This window comes from Marisediminitalea aggregata (assembly GCF_900129565.1).
Taxonomy (GTDB): Bacteria; Pseudomonadota; Gammaproteobacteria; order Enterobacterales; family Alteromonadaceae; genus Alteromonas; species Alteromonas aggregata.
In genome coordinates this window covers 133,364-146,848 of record NZ_FQWD01000004.1, presented here as the reverse complement: position 1 = coordinate 146,848, position 13,485 = coordinate 133,364, and the positions used below count along the sequence as shown (strand labels likewise).

The 13,485-nt window shown below is 48.4% G+C and carries 13 protein-coding genes; 12 read left to right on the top strand and 1 reads right to left on the bottom strand.

From position 1 onward, the window contains the following. The first annotated feature begins 42 nt into the window (after window positions 1–42). The 4 genes from BUB81_RS12210 to galU all read left to right on the top strand — a co-directional run bounded on the left by BUB81_RS12210 (window position 43) and on the right by galU (window position 4,157). The gene (locus BUB81_RS12210; protein ID WP_073323138.1) at window positions 43–930 is read left to right on the top strand and encodes a glycosyltransferase; all 888 of its coding nucleotides are present in this window, start codon (window positions 43–45) and stop codon (window positions 928–930) included. Continuing rightward, a complete protein-coding gene (locus BUB81_RS12205) occupies window positions 930–1,790 on the top strand; it encodes a glycosyltransferase (protein ID WP_073323136.1) in 861 nt (286 codons plus the stop codon). Before BUB81_RS12210 ends, BUB81_RS12205 begins: the two co-directional genes overlap by 1 nt. 130 nt (window positions 1,791–1,920) lie before the next feature. Further along, a complete protein-coding gene (locus BUB81_RS12200) occupies window positions 1,921–3,267 on the top strand; it encodes a UDP-glucose dehydrogenase family protein (protein WP_073323134.1) in 1,347 nt (448 codons plus the stop codon). Continuing rightward, window positions 3,264–4,157, top strand: a complete 894-nt coding sequence (galU, locus tag BUB81_RS12195) for a UTP--glucose-1-phosphate uridylyltransferase GalU (protein WP_073323132.1) — start codon at window positions 3,264–3,266, stop codon at window positions 4,155–4,157. The genes BUB81_RS12200 and galU overlap by 4 nt, the downstream gene beginning before the upstream one ends. A 68-nt stretch (window positions 4,158–4,225) precedes the next feature. Here galU and suhB read toward each other — a convergent pair whose 3' ends face one another. Beyond that, window positions 4,226–5,005 carry an inositol-1-monophosphatase gene (gene suhB / locus BUB81_RS12190; RefSeq protein ID WP_073323130.1) on the bottom strand — a complete coding sequence of 260 codons (780 nt, stop codon included), beginning with the start codon at window positions 5,003–5,005 and terminating at the stop codon, window positions 4,226–4,228. A gap of 222 nt (window positions 5,006–5,227) precedes the next feature. Here suhB and trmJ point away from each other — a divergent pair, with 222 nt between their 5' ends. From trmJ to BUB81_RS12150, 8 genes are all read left to right on the top strand, one after another. Continuing rightward, a complete protein-coding gene (trmJ, locus tag BUB81_RS12185; protein WP_073323128.1) occupies window positions 5,228–5,947 on the top strand; it encodes a tRNA (cytosine(32)/uridine(32)-2'-O)-methyltransferase TrmJ in 720 nt (239 codons plus the stop codon). Beyond that, complete coding sequence (gene cysE / locus BUB81_RS12180; RefSeq protein ID WP_073323125.1) at window positions 5,947–6,768, top strand: serine O-acetyltransferase; 822 nt, start codon at window positions 5,947–5,949, stop codon at window positions 6,766–6,768. The genes trmJ and cysE overlap by 1 nt, the downstream gene beginning before the upstream one ends. Window positions 6,769–6,879: 111 nt before the next feature. After that, entirely contained in the window at window positions 6,880–7,359 is a 480-nt protein-coding gene (gene iscR, locus BUB81_RS12175; protein ID WP_073323121.1) for a Fe-S cluster assembly transcriptional regulator IscR, read from the top strand. Next, complete coding sequence (locus tag BUB81_RS12170) at window positions 7,360–8,538, top strand: IscS subfamily cysteine desulfurase (RefSeq protein WP_073323117.1); 1,179 nt, start codon at window positions 7,360–7,362, stop codon at window positions 8,536–8,538. A 270-nt stretch (window positions 8,539–8,808) separates the two neighbouring features. Then, window positions 8,809–10,245 (top strand): Fe-S cluster assembly protein SufB, encoded by a 1,437-nt coding sequence (gene sufB / locus BUB81_RS12165; protein ID WP_073323113.1) that lies wholly within the window; start codon window positions 8,809–8,811, stop codon window positions 10,243–10,245. An 8-nt stretch (window positions 10,246–10,253) separates the two neighbouring features. Continuing rightward, on the top strand, window positions 10,254–11,015 hold the full coding sequence (gene sufC / locus BUB81_RS12160; protein ID WP_073323110.1) for a Fe-S cluster assembly ATPase SufC: 762 nt from the start codon (window positions 10,254–10,256) through the stop codon (window positions 11,013–11,015). Continuing rightward, window positions 11,012–12,268 (top strand): Fe-S cluster assembly protein SufD, encoded by a 1,257-nt coding sequence (gene sufD, locus BUB81_RS12155; protein ID WP_073323108.1) that lies wholly within the window; start codon window positions 11,012–11,014, stop codon window positions 12,266–12,268. The genes sufC and sufD overlap by 4 nt, the downstream gene beginning before the upstream one ends. Further along, complete coding sequence (locus BUB81_RS12150) at window positions 12,265–13,482, top strand: aminotransferase class V-fold PLP-dependent enzyme (protein ID WP_073323104.1); 1,218 nt, start codon at window positions 12,265–12,267, stop codon at window positions 13,480–13,482. The genes sufD and BUB81_RS12150 overlap by 4 nt, the downstream gene beginning before the upstream one ends. Window positions 13,483–13,485: the final 3 nt, after the last annotated feature.

Sequence of the window (13,485 nt, the reverse complement as noted above, 5' to 3'; positions counted from 1 at the left end):
TTTCGTTACACTCTTCGCCAGTTATTTATCTCGGACAATCCATTGACCCCAAATTTCTCAATAAAGCACAGTCGTTATAAGGTTCACCGTGTTGAATCGATAGTGGCAATGGGGGTTTATGGTCGGGATAATCCGCAATGGCTCGAGCACTCTATTACCAGCATTCGGTCGCAATCCTATTCTGATTTCCTCTATGTCATTGTTATTGATGGGCCTATCCCTGATAGGTTGCTAGCGGTAATAATGAAACACGCGTCTTTGGACGAGCGCTTAGTCATTGTAGAGGGTAAGGAAAACTGCGGCCTGGCCACGTGCATGAACTTTGCTATCGACTGGTCCCTATCGTTGCAACCAGCCTATTTCTTTAGGATGGATGCAGATGATATTTCAGAGCCTGATCGGTTTGCAACACAGATTGCCTACCTCGAAAAGCATGCACACGTGTCGATACTGGGTACAGGCTTAACCGAAATTAATGAACATGATAAAAAAGTCGGTTCGCGCGTTATGCCACTGACTAATCGACAAATTACCCGACTCTTGCCAAGGCGTTGCGCAGTAAATCATCCGACGGTATGTATTCGATACAAAGTGTTTAATGATGGGCATCGGTATGATGACAGTCTGCGCTTTGTTGAAGATTATCTACTTTGGATTGAGTTGGCATCACATGGTTATATATTTTGTAACCTCAAGGACAAACTACTTAAGTTTCGCCGAGTCGGTGATTTTTATAAGCGTCGCGGTTTTGTAAAGTCATTTAATGAATTCAGGGCGCGATTCAGAGCGCTGAGAAAACTTAAACGCATGTCTTTGTATAACTTGTTTTATGCAACCTCGGTGTTGATTCTGAGACTAATGCCTGCAAGTATTGTGAAGCTAGCCTACAAACTTGATCGTCATTACTTAGAGAAATTTATTAAACATTGATGTTCTCCAGCATTATCATCCTCTATCACCCAGAACAATCACGGCTGCTGGATAACATAGCGTTGTTGAATGACGCAGGGTGGTCAGTCATTGTAATTGACAATTCCCCTGAGTCTCACGCCAACTGGTTGCCGGATTATGTAAGCTACACACATTGCCCGGAAAATGCCGGCATCGCGGAAGCACAGAATATCGGTTTGCGCGAGGTACAGCAAAGACAACACGAATATGCGTTGTTACTTGACCAGGACAGTCTACTAAGTCTTTCTCTTCTAAGAGGCCTTCAGGCCAGTATTGTCAAAGCCAGAAAAATGCATCCAAAGGTCGCAGCAATCGGCCCTTGTATTGTCAGTGAGTTTGATCACAAGCCGGTAACAGCTTCGATTCAAAAGCCTAAAGCAGTGGGGGAGGGGTATCTTTCCGCTACGCAAATTATTGCCTCGGGGATGGTACTTTCTGTTCACTGTTTAGATGAAGTTGGCCTCAAGGAAACCGAGTTATTTATAGATGGCGTTGACCACGAATGGTGCTGGCGAGCGAGGCAATGTGGTTATGAGATATTTGTCGATAGTAATCTGCGCATGATTCACAAGCAAGGTGACGCGAGGAAGCGTGTACTCGGTGTTGATTTTAAGGTTGGGCAACCTATTCGGCTTTATTATCAGTTCCGAAATGTGCTTTTGTTGTTACCCCGGTCCTATGTGCCAGCCTACTGGAAAATCCGCAATCTAATTGCATTGCCATGCCGCTGGATCGTTAATCGTTTCTTGCTGGATGCGAGGTCACAACGAGGAGCATTCATGTGGAAAGGAATAAAAGATGGCGTGAAACGTGTATCTGGGCCGATGGGCAAGCGTTGAATACAGGTATACGAAACTTTCTGTTGAGCCTGTTTCGTCATGATGCTTTAATGAAACCAGTATAAATTAGTGGAATATCGCGCAGTCAATGTACTGAGGTGCGATTGTAAAATATAAAGGAAATGAACAAGTGAAGGTAACAGTATTTGGAATTGGGTATGTTGGTTTAGTACAAGCCGCGGTTTTGGCCGAAGTTGGTCACGATGTGGTTTGTGTGGATGTGGACCAGAACAAAGTTGATAACCTGAAAAAAGGTATCATCCCTATCTATGAGCCTGGCCTTACCCCGCTTGTCACCAGTAATTATGAAGGTGGACGTGTCGATTTCACCACTGACGCGCAGCGTGGTGTTGAACACGGCGAGCTGATTTTCATAGCCGTAGGTACGCCACCGGATGAAGACGGCTCGGCTGACTTAAAATATGTACTTGCAGTGGCAACCACTATCGCCACCCATATGCAAAATCATAAAATCATTATAAACAAGTCAACCGTGCCGGTTGGTACCGCGGACAAAGTAAAAGGCAAAGTGACCGAAACGCTTGCGGAATTAGGCAAATCAACCACCTTCGACGTAGTGTCTAACCCTGAATTTTTGAAAGAAGGGGCTGCAGTCAATGACTGTATGCGACCTGATCGTATTGTACTTGGTACAGATAGCGAAAAAGCAGAGAAAAAACTGCGTGAATTATACGCGCCGTTTAACCGTAACCACGACAAAGTCATTACTATGGATATCCGTTCTGCTGAGCTAACGAAGTATGCAGCGAACTGTATGCTGGCGACAAAAATCAGCTTTATGAACGAAATGGCAAACCTGGCTGAACATTTTGGTGCAGATATCGAAAACGTGCGCCGGGGTATCGGTTCTGACCCACGTATCGGCTATCAATTCATTTATCCGGGCTGTGGTTACGGTGGTTCTTGTTTCCCCAAAGATGTGCAAGCGCTCATTCGTAGTGCAAATCAGGTCGGTTATGAAGCAAAAATTCTGGAGTCAGTCGAAGCCGTAAACTACTCTCAAAAAGAAAAGTTATTCGAATATATTATGAGTCACTTTGATGGCGATGTGGCAGGTAAAACTGTCGCGCTGTGGGGACTATCATTCAAACCGAATACCGATGACATGCGCGAAGCATCAAGCCGTGTGTTAATGGAGCTCTTATGGGAAAAAGGAGCAACGGTGCAAGCCTTTGACCCTGAAGCCATGGAAGAAACTCAGCGTATTTACGGCAGCCGTGCCGACCTGAAACTTACCGGAACGAAAGAAGCGGCGCTTGATGGCGCGGATTTCCTGGTTGTTTGTACTGAGTGGCAATCGTTTCGCGCTCCTGATTTTGATTTAATAAAAGAAAAACTATCGCTACCGCTGATATTCGACGGTCGTAATTTATATGATCCGAAAACCATGTCGGAATACGGATTGCATTACTATGCGATAGGTCGAGGACTTTCAATAAAAGGACAAAAACTATGAGTCAGGTAAAAAAAGCCGTCATACCTGTAGCCGGTCTGGGCACGCGTATGTTGCCCGCCACCAAGGCCATCCCAAAAGAAATGTTGCCTGTGGTAGATAAGCCTTTGATCCAGTACGTAGTCAACGAGTGCGTTCAGGCGGGTTTAAAAGAAATTATTCTGGTTACACATGCCAGTAAAAACAGTATCGAAAACCACTTTGATACGTCGTTCGAACTTGAAACAACCCTTGAGCAGCGTGTTAAACGTCAGTTACTTGAAGAAGTACAGTCTATTTGTCCGAAGGACGTGACCATTATGCACGTTCGTCAGGGCGCGGCGAAGGGCTTGGGTCACGCAATTATGTGTGCACACCCAATGGTCGGTGATGATCCTTTTGCAGTTGTATTGCCAGACGTCATCATTGATGAGTACACCAGCAACCCTAAAAAAGACAACCTAGCCGAAATGGTTTCCCGATTTAACACCAGTCGCGTGAGCCAGGTTATGGTTGAGCAAGTTCCTCAGGAAAGCATTTCAAAATTCGGTATCGTTGATTTGGAAGGCGCTTCAATTAAGCCGGGCGAATCTGCAAAGATTTATGATATGGTTGAGAAGCCACCGCTTGAGGAAGCGCCATCAGATTTGGCTGTTGTTGGTCGTTATGTTCTTTCTCAGGAAATCTGGTCACTACTTGAGTTCACCCCACCAGGTGCAGGCGGTGAAATTCAATTGACTGACGCCATCTCTTCATTAATGAAAGTCGAGCAGGTCGATGCTTACTATATGAAGGGCAAGAGCCATGACTGTGGCAGTAAGCTGGGTTATATGAAAGCCAATGTTGAATACGCATTGCGTCACCCTTCTCTAGGTGCAGAGTTCAAAGAGTACCTTGCATCATTAAACGGTTAACACTACCCATTAACGAAAAAAGCCTCCGATACGGAGGCTTTTTACTTTTAGTTTTTAGTAAAGACCGATTAGGCTTTCAGATGCTTCACTAAGCCTTGAACGACTTTCACGCTACCTGCAACAATCTCGCCTTTATAAAGCGGATCATTACCGCCAGAAAAATCCGTTACCAAACCGCCAGATTCACGAACCAGCAATTCACCCGCAGCAATATCCCAGGGCTTGATGCCTCGCTCCCAATAACCGTCGTGACGACCCGCGGCTACATACGCCAGGTCCAGTGCAGCACTGCCTGCACGACGAATATCACCGCAATCGTGGAAAATCTTGTTTAAACGCACAGCATAATCTGCGTACTGACTTTTGTTTTTGAAGGGTAAACCGGTCGCTAGCACGGTTTCAGACATGTCTCTTGGTTTGGTCGCACGAATACGGTAGCCGTTTAATTGTGCCCCCTGGCCGCGAGACGCAGTGAATAGCTCCCCGCGAATAGGGTCGAATACGACTGCCTGGTCCAGACGGCCTTTGTGAAGTAAGGCTATAGACACTGCAAAGTGTGGGATGCCTTTAATGAAATTGGTCGTTCCATCCAGTGGGTCAATGATCCACTGAAACTCCGGCGCTTCTCCAACCACTTCACCGCTTTCTTCACCCAGGAAGCTATGAGCAGGATAAGACTGTTGAATCTTATGAATGATTGCCATTTCGGCTTCTTTGTCGATTTGCGTAACATAGTCGTTACTGCCTTTGACTTCTTTTACCAGCTCAGCCCGGTTTTCAAAACCACGCACAATAATAGAGCCAGCCACGCGCGCTGCGCGCACCGCAATGTTAAGCATCGGATGCATTAGGAACCACCAATTGTAAAAGATCGAATAGAAAACGGCGCGCAGTGTACCAGTTACTTCCAATAATGCAATGTGATTCGCAATATCAGGTTGAACAAAAGTTCACCAATCGTTACAGGCGTAGATTTCAATACGGCTTGTAAACGAAGTCAGCCTACCGCTGCGAATTCGACACTGCTGTGCTACACTCTCGGCCAATTAAAGGCTAACAACGATTTACACATGCTTGAACAGATAAGAATTATCCTGGTTAACACGTCTCATACGGGCAACATTGGCTCGGCGGCAAGGGCAATGAAGACCATGGGGTTGAGTCAGTTGTATTTGGTAGACCCGGTAGATGAACCTGACGGCCAGGCCAGTGCGCTAGCCGCTGGTGCAGGTGATGTGCTGGCTAATGCGAAAATTGTAAAAACGCTGAGTGAAGCTGTTGCAGACTGCGGACTCGTTGTTGGTACATCGGCCCGTTCCAGAACATTGAGCTGGCCAATGCTAGAGCCGCGTGAGTGTGGAGAAAAACTCGTTGCTGAGGTTGGTCAGTACCCGGTTGCCCTCGTTTTCGGTCGGGAAAATAACGGTCTGACCAACGAAGAATTGCAGCAGTGCCACTTCCATGTGTGCATTCCCGCTAACCCGGATTACAGCTCACTGAATCTGGCAGCTGCCGTGCAAACCCTGTGTTATGAAATTCGCATGGCCTATCTCAACAAAACGCGTATTCCTCAGGAAGAGTCTGAATATCCGCTAAGTGAAGATCTTGAGCGTTTTTATGTGCATCTGGAATCCACGCTAAGCAATGTGAAGTTTATTAATGAAAATCACCCAGGCATTGTGATGACCCGCTTACGTAGGTTGTTTAATCGCGCCAGACCAGAAGCGCAGGAGTTGAACATTCTTCGTGGTATTCTCGCGGCTATCGATAAATCCAGCGGGGAAAAGTGATGTTCGCGCGCATCAAGGAGGACATTGCCGGTGTCTTTGATCGGGATCCCGCAGCCAGAAATACCTTTGAAGTCCTGACTAACTACCCGGGCTTACACGCAGTCTGGTTTCATCGCGTGAGCCACAAACTCTGGAAGATGGAATTAAAATGGCTGGCAAGAACCTTATCGACGTTTAGTCGCTGGCTGACGGGCATAGAAATCCACCCGGGCGCAACTATCGGCAAGCGGTTTTTTATTGACCATGGTATGGGCGTTGTCATCGGTGAAACGGCGGAAATTGGTGATGACGTGACCCTGTATCACGGCGTGACGCTCGGCGGAACAAGCTGGAAAGCCGGTAAGCGTCACCCAACCTTATGCAACAATGTCGTTGTAGGGGCGGGGGCAAAAGTACTTGGTCCAATCGAAATAGGCGAAGGTGCTAAAATAGGTTCGAATTCCGTGGTGGTAAAAGATACGCCAGCTGGCGCCACGGTTGTCGGTATTCCGGGACGGATTGTGCAATCTGCACCAGTTAACCGCGAAGGCAGCGAGAATAAGCGCAATGAAATCGCCGCAAAATACGGCTTCGATGCGTATGCTGTTGCCAGCGACAATCCGGATCCTGTTGCCAGTGCAATGGGGGTCATGGTCGAACACATCCATGCCATGGATGAACGCATCGTTGAGTTGTGTCAGGTTATACAAACCCTGGGCGGCAACATTAACACCGATAAACTGGAAGGGATGTCTGAGGAAGACTTCGCTTGCACGGGTCTCTCGCCTGTTGCACCCAAAACACAACAACAAAAGCATGAAGCCTTCGACCCGCATATTTAAAAAGCCGTCATAAGCTACGTTATAATACCTGACTAAATTACTAGGTTTTATACTTGACCATTTTAGTCGGGTATGGAACAATTTTCCCATGTTAGACTATCGCTGCCCGCTATGAAACTTACATCCAAAGGCCGCTATGCGGTGACCGCCATGCTGGACGTGGCACTCCACTCTCAACAAGGCCCGGTGTCGCTTGCAGATATTTCTGCCAGGCAGGAAATATCGCTGTCGTATCTGGAGCAATTGTTTTCCAGACTAAGAAAAGAAACCTTGGTCAAAAGTGTGCGAGGTCCCGGTGGGGGTTACAAACTCGGACGTGATGCGTTCAATATTGCCATTGGTGAAGTGATCCGAGCCGTTGATGAATCCGTTGACGCTACCAGATGCCAGGGGCAGGGCGACTGTCAGGCTGGCGAACGCTGTTTAACACACAGTTTGTGGCAGGATCTCAGTGACCGTATCGGGCATTTTCTGGACAGTATCAGTCTGGGCGAATTAATGGCAAAAGGGGATGTTCAGGCTGTAGCCGGTCGACAGGATAAGCAGCGCTCGGTACTCGACAAAGAAATTCAAGTGAGCATTCGACTGTAAATGAGCCAGGTTAAAACCCCCATTTATTTAGATTATGCGTCTACCACACCGGTTGACCCTGCAGTGGCCAGTGAAATGGCTAAATGCCTGACTCTGGACGGCACGTTTGGTAACCCGGCTTCTCGCTCTCATCGGTTTGGGTGGCAGGCGGAAGAGGCCGTAGATGTGGCGCGTAATCAAATTGCCGAATTGGTTAACTGCGATCCGCGGGAGATTGTGTTTACGTCCGGCGCAACCGAATCAGATAATTTGGCGCTTAAAGGTGCGGCGCAGCAGTATCGCAGCAAGGGCAATCACATTATTACCGTGAGCACTGAGCACAAGGCTATTGTAGACACCTGTGATTATTTGATGGAGCAGGGCTTCGACGTAACCTATTTGGCTCCCGATGCACAAGGGCTGGTATCAGTCGAGCAAATCACTAATGCTTTGCGAGAGGACACCATTCTGGTGTCTGTGATGCACGTCAATAATGAAATTGGTGTCGTGCAGGATATTGAAGGCATCGGCAACCTGTGTCGTCAGCACAGCATCGTATTCCATGTGGATGCGGCGCAAAGCCTGGGCAAAATGCCGATTGATCTACAAGTGTTGCCCGTTGACCTTATGTCGTTTTCTGCTCACAAGTGCTACGGACCAAAAGGCATCGGTGCTTTATTTGTCCGCCGCCGTCCTCGTACTTTACTTGCTGAGCAAATGCACGGTGGTGGCCACGAGAGAGGGATGCGCTCCGGCACGTTACCGACCCATCAAATTGTTGGCTTTGGTACGGCCTGTGAACTTGCTGGTCAACAACTCGAGAAAGAAGGCGCACGTTTGCGTCAGTTAACAGAAGCGTTCTGGGAACGAATTAGTCAGTTGGATGAGGTTACCCTTAACGGCCATTTAACTCAGCGTGTGCCAGGTATCATAAATATCAGTTTTGGTGGCGTAGACGGTGAAAGCCTGGTGATGGGATTAGCCGACCTTGCTATCTCAACCGGATCGGCCTGCACCTCTGCCAGTTTGGAACCCTCTTATGTATTAACTGCATTAGGGCGAAGCGCGGAACTAGCGCATGCCGGGATCCGCTTTTCTGCAGGGCGGTTTACCACTGAAGCTGAGATCGATTTTGCCGCATCAACGGTCATCGATGTGGTTACACGATTAAGGCGAGCAAGGCCAGCCGCTAACGAGTAATACTTCTGGCGTAGGGTGGCCTGTCAAGGTTTGCAGTTTGGGGGAGAATAGTGCAAGATCCCCAGCCCCCAGATGGCCGTACAGAAAAATAACGCAAGCAATGGATTCGCTTTATGACAGGTATTTCGCTCAATAGTTGAGTGAAACACTCAGGTATTATAGAATACCGCGCGAAAAATAAGGGATACATGGCGTCCGATAGCCTGACTATCGGGTACACCGCACCCACAAAAGGCGTGCAATCAAAGACCAGTTAAGTGAGATGAGTCAATGAGCGATCAGATCGAACAGGCATTGTCGAAACAATATGAGGCGGGTTTCTACTCTGAAATCGAGTCCGATACCTTCGAAAATGGCTTGGACGAGTCAGTAATACGACGTATTTCGGCCATTAAAAATGAGCCTGAGTGGATGCTTGAGTGGCGTTTAAAAGCTTATCGTTCATGGTTAGAAATGGAAGAGCCCGAGTGGGCCCATGTCGACTATGAAAAGGTGGATTACCAGGCGATTTCTTATTATTCGTCGCCAAAGAGCATGAAGGATAAGCCGAAGTCGTTGGACGAAGTCGATCCTGACCTGCTGGACGTATACAACAAGCTGGGTATTCCTTTGCACGAGCAGGAAATGCTTGCAGGTGTCGCCGTGGATGCGGTATTTGATTCAGTATCGGTGGTAACCACTTTCCGCGAAAAGCTGGAAGAAGCGGGCGTTATCTTCTGCCCTATTTCTGAGGCTATCCAAAAGTACCCGGAACTGGTTAAGAAATACATTGGCTCTGTGGTTCCTCGTACCGACAACTACTTCGCTGCGCTTAACAGCGCCGTGTTTACGGACGGTTCATTTGTTTATATTCCAAAGGGTGTGCGTTGCCCAATGGAACTGTCCACTTACTTCCGTATCAACGAACAGAATACCGGTCAGTTTGAGCGAACGCTGATTGTAGCTGACGAAGGCAGTCACGTAAGCTACCTGGAGGGCTGTACCGCGCCACAGCGCGATGAAAACCAATTGCACGCGGCGGTTGTAGAACTGGTTGCGCTGGATAAAGCCAATATTAAGTACTCAACTGTGCAGAACTGGTACCCGGGCGATGAAAACGGCAAGGGCGGCATTTATAACTTCGTCACAAAACGCGGCATTTGTCATAACGATGCGAAAATTTCGTGGACTCAGGTAGAAACCGGCTCGTCAGTGACCTGGAAATACCCTAGCTGTGTATTGAAAGGCGATAACAGTATTGGCGAGTTTTACTCAGTAGCACTGACTCGTGGACGCCAGCAGGCCGACACAGGTACTAAGATGATCCACCTGGGTAAGAACACGCGCTCTACCATCATCTCGAAAGGGATCTCAGCGGGTAAGAGTAACAACGCGTATCGCGGTCTGGTTCAAATGGGTCCAAAAGCCGATAACGCACGTAATTTTACGCAGTGTGATTCACTGCTCATTGGCGATCAGTGCGGTGCTCACACATTCCCGTACATTGAAAGCCGAAATCCATCTGCCATTGTTGAACACGAAGCCACCACCTCTAAAGTCAGTGATGAGCAAATGTTCCTGTGTCAGCAACGCGGCCTGGATGCAGAAAAGGCGGTATCAATGATCGTCAATGGCTTCTGTAAGGAAGTCTTTAAAGAGTTACCTATGGAGTTTGCGGTAGAAGCCGGCAAGCTACTTGAAATTAGTTTAGAAGGTTCTGTGGGGTAAAGAATTTAATGTTATCCATCAATAATTTACACGCCAGTGTTGAAGAAAAGCAAATCATCAAAGGGTTAAACCTGGAGATTAAACCTGGTGAAGTTCATGCCATCATGGGACCTAACGGCGCCGGTAAAAGTACGCTGGGTTATGTATTGTCTGGCCGTGACGGTTACGAAGTGAACGACGGCAGTGCAACGTTAAATGGCAAAGATTTATTAGAACTGGAAGTCGAAGAGCGTGCTCGTGAAGGCTTGTTTCTGGCATTCCAGTATCCGGTAGAAATTCCTGGCGTGAGCAACATGGAATTCCTTAAAGAATCCGTTAATGCGTTGCGCGAACACCGCGGAGAAGAGCCACTTACGGCCGCTGAATTCCTGAAGAAAGCCAAAGCAGCTTGTAAACAAGTGCAGTTACCTCTGGACTTCCTGAAGCGCGGCGTTAACGAAGGTTTCTCTGGTGGTGAGAAAAAGCGTAACGAAATCATGCAAATGATTCTGCTTGAACCGTCACTGTGTATTCTTGATGAGTCTGACTCAGGCCTCGACGTAGACGCGTTGCAAGTGGTTGCTGACGGCGTAAACAGCCAACGTGATGGCGAGCGTAGCTTTATCGTTGTGACTCACTACCAGCGTCTGCTTGACTATATTAAACCTGACTTCGTTCACATTCTGGCCGACGGTAAAATCGTCAAAAGCGGTGATGCATCGCTGGCACTGGAAGTCGAAAAATCAGGTTATGCGTTCCTGGGTAAAGCCTACGAGGAGAGCGAGGCATGAGCCAGTGGCTGTCAGAAGTAATTGCTGAAGGCCAACGTCAAAATGACTGGTTGTCAGGCAATCGTCAGCAAGCAACAGCAGCGTTAGCTAACGTTAAATGGCCCGTGCGCCGTCAGGAAGCCTGGCGTTTCACACCATTGGTGCCGGTTGAAAAGCGCACCGTTAGTCTGGCAGGGCCGTCAGAACAGCAATCTACAGCGCCTGTTATAGACGGACTTGAAGCTTACAGCCTGTCCTTTACGGGCAATCAGTTGAGCGATGAGCAAGGCCAGGTGCCGGAAGGGCTAACTTTTACGTTGTTCTCAAAAGCAGATGAAGCACAACAAGCCAGTATCCAGGCGCTATTAGGCCAGGTTAAGCCATCTCATCATTTGTTTGGTCAGGTCAACGATGCCCTGCTGACAGAAGGTGTGTACATTCATGTACCGGCTAATACCGTCATTGACACACCAATTCGATTAACCCAATTGGCGGCCAGCGCGGGCGATCAGCATTTACGCGTACTGGTGCATATTGAAGCCGGTGCTAAAGTCTCTGTGATTGAAGATGGCTTCGGCGATGCAGACAGCCTGAATACCTTTGTTAGTGAATATGTGCTGGAAGCCCAGGCTGAACTGGAGCATTATCGCTTTGCCATGTATACCCAACAAGCTATGCATGTGGGAAGCTGTCATTTCAAAGTGGCAGAGAAAGCACAGTTAACCAGCAATATCGTTGGTTACGGCAGTGTATTGTCGCGTCTTGACGTCGATGTGGAATACACAGGTGAATTTGCGAATGCAAACCTGAACGCCATTTATTTGTTGGCGGAAGGCGAGCTTTTCGATCTGCACTCTACCATTGAGCACGCTGTACCCAATTGTACGACCGAAGAAAATGCTCGCGGTATTGTAGGTGACCGTGCTAAAGCGGTATTTAATGGGCGGATTCACATTCACCGCGATGCCCAGAAAACCCTGGCAGAACTTAACAACCGCAATTTGTTGTTGTCACGCCGTGCGGTAGTCAATACCAAACCAGAGCTTGAAATTTACGCTGACGACGTGCGCTGTGCTCACGGTGCTACCGTGGCTGAAATCGAAGAAAAAGCACTGTATTACCTGTTAACGCGCGGAATCAGCCGCAGTCAGGCATTGATCATGCTGAACTTTGGTTTTATTCAGGAATTGATCACACAAATTCCAAATGCCGCCGTAAGCGACTGGTTGCTACACCGTTTGCGTGAGCGCTTCGTGAGCATGGAGGTCAAATGAGTTTCGACGTTCAGGCCATCCGCGCGCAGTTTCCAATATTGTCACAACAGGTAGACGGCAAGCCGCTGGTTTATCTGGATAACGCCGCGACAACACAAAAGCCGCAGGCGGTTATCGACGCGCTAATGAGCTTTTACACGCAAACGAATGCCAATGTGCATCGCGGCGCGCACAAGCTATCGGATGAAGCGACGCGCAGATACGAAAAAGCACGTGATCAGGTTACTTCGTTCATTAATGCAAATAGTCGTGAAGAAGTGATCTGGACAGCGGGTACTACCGAAAGTATCAATATGGTAGCCCATGGCCTGACCAAACAACTGGAAGCCGGTGATGAAGTGGTTGTTACCGAAATGGAACACCACGCGAACCTGGTTACCTGGCAGCAAGCCTGTATTCAAAGTGGTGCCACACTTCGTGTTGCGCCCATCTTTGATAACGGCGAGTTGGATATCGAAACGTTCCAAAGTTACCTTGGCCCGAATACACGTATGGTTGCTTTCCCGCACGTATCAAATGCGTTGGGTACCGTGAATCCGGTAAAAGAACTGGTACAAATGGCCAAGCGATACGGTGCACTGGTGCTGGTTGATGGCGCTCAAGGCATTGCTCATGGCGGCGTTGACGTACAGGATTTAGGCTGTGATTTTTATGCCTTCTCCGGGCACAAGTTATTTGGCCCAACCGGCATTGGTGTATTGTGGGGCCGCAAATCTATTCTGGCTGACTGGCCTGTGTGGCTAACCGGCGGTGAAATGATCGCCGATGTGACGTACCAAACCGCAACCTGGGGTAATCTGCCAAATCGTCTTGAAGCAGGTACACCGCACATCGCGGGCGCCATTGGCCTGGGGGCGGCAGTTGAGTGGTTCAGTGGCCTTGATTTGGCCGCTGTTCAGGCGCACGAAAAGTCTTTGATTGACGCTGCCATGAAGCAGGCTCAGGACATCGAAGGTATGCGTTTGATCGGTACCGCCGCTAACAAAGTGGGGATCCTGAGTTTCGTTATGGATAATGCCCATCCGGCAGATGTCGGCTTTATTCTGGACCGCCAGGGCGTGGCAATCCGTACCGGCGATAACTGTGCGCAGCCGCTGATGAACCGATTAGGTATAAATGGCACCGCCCGTGCATCGTTTTCTTTATACAATACCCTTGACGAAGTGGACGCGTTCTTTGTCGCGCTTCGCAAGGCACAAAGCATGTTGGCTTAACAG

Excerpts from the sequence above, each read along its gene's own strand:
- iscR (WP_073323121.1), top strand. The coding sequence starts at position 6,880 with ATGAAACTTACATCCAAAGGCCGCTATGCGGTGACCGCCATGCTGGAC.
- BUB81_RS12170 (WP_073323117.1), top strand. The coding sequence starts at position 7,360 with ATGAGCCAGGTTAAAACCCCCATTTATTTAGATTATGCGTCTACCACA.
- BUB81_RS12150 (WP_073323104.1), top strand. The coding sequence starts at position 12,265 with ATGAGTTTCGACGTTCAGGCCATCCGCGCGCAGTTTCCAATATTGTCA.
- cysE (WP_073323125.1), top strand. The coding sequence starts at position 5,947 with ATGTTCGCGCGCATCAAGGAGGACATTGCCGGTGTCTTTGATCGGGAT.
- galU (WP_073323132.1), top strand. The coding sequence starts at position 3,264 with ATGAGTCAGGTAAAAAAAGCCGTCATACCTGTAGCCGGTCTGGGCACG.
- BUB81_RS12205 (WP_073323136.1), top strand. The coding sequence starts at position 930 with ATGTTCTCCAGCATTATCATCCTCTATCACCCAGAACAATCACGGCTG.
- suhB (WP_073323130.1), bottom strand. The coding sequence starts at position 5,005 with ATGCATCCGATGCTTAACATTGCGGTGCGCGCAGCGCGCGTGGCTGGC.
- sufC (WP_073323110.1), top strand. The coding sequence starts at position 10,254 with ATGTTATCCATCAATAATTTACACGCCAGTGTTGAAGAAAAGCAAATC.
- sufD (WP_073323108.1), top strand. The coding sequence starts at position 11,012 with ATGAGCCAGTGGCTGTCAGAAGTAATTGCTGAAGGCCAACGTCAAAAT.
- sufB (WP_073323113.1), top strand. The coding sequence starts at position 8,809 with ATGAGCGATCAGATCGAACAGGCATTGTCGAAACAATATGAGGCGGGT.
- trmJ (WP_073323128.1), top strand. The coding sequence starts at position 5,228 with ATGCTTGAACAGATAAGAATTATCCTGGTTAACACGTCTCATACGGGC.